The sequence below is a fragment of the Lacinutrix salivirga genome (assembly GCF_053604675.1).
The window spans coordinates 1-635 of sequence record NZ_JBSHNP010000047.1; the positions used below are offsets into that span (position 1 = coordinate 1).

Sequence of the window (635 nt, forward strand, 5' to 3'; positions counted from 1 at the left end):
CAAAATCTCTTATTTTGTGGTCAATATAAAAATCTGAGCCTTTATTATACAAATAATATGTTATTCCATTAAACTTAAAAGGTTCGTTACCAAATTGTTTTGGGTACTGTTCTCTTAATAATTCTTTAAAAGGGTTAAAGTTTGGATGCTTAACCAACTCTTCTATTTTTTTGTAAAAAGCTTGTTTAAGTGTTTTCATATCTTCTTTTGAAACTTCAAAAGCTTCTTCTGAAAATAGATTTTGCTTTAAATTTTGCTTTAAATTATTTGAAATATTTAAGGATTCGTATGTTTCCTCATATTCATATTTCGGTTCAGTCCCTACAATTGGTCTATTATTATCTTCTTTAAATATATATACTCCCATAATTATTATTTTATTAATTCTACTTTAACATTTCCATAAAAGTCATTAACACTAATCACCTCTCTAAATTCTTTTTGACTCATAGTTTCATAAAAAGTTGTTGTTTTTGCTGCTTTAAACTTATCCCAACTATTATCCATTTCTTTCCAAAATTCTTTGTGTCCTAAAGATTCTCCGTTGGGATATTTTGGGTCTAACTTCCAGACTGCTTTTACTTTTTTAATTCTCTCGCCAAATACTTCAAAAACTTCATCTGTCCAATGCTGTC

At 27.6% G+C, this 635-nt stretch carries 2 protein-coding genes; both read right to left on the bottom strand.

Going from position 1 to position 635, the window contains the following annotated elements; translation table 11 throughout:
* A partial coding sequence (locus ACVC5O_RS01415) for a hypothetical protein (RefSeq protein ID WP_452219677.1) occupies positions 1-367 on the bottom strand: 367 nt, incomplete at its 3' end.
* A gap of 5 nt (positions 368-372) precedes the next feature.
* Positions 373-635, bottom strand: a 263-nt coding sequence (locus ACVC5O_RS01420) for a hypothetical protein (protein WP_452219678.1), incomplete at its 5' end; no start/stop codon positions are given.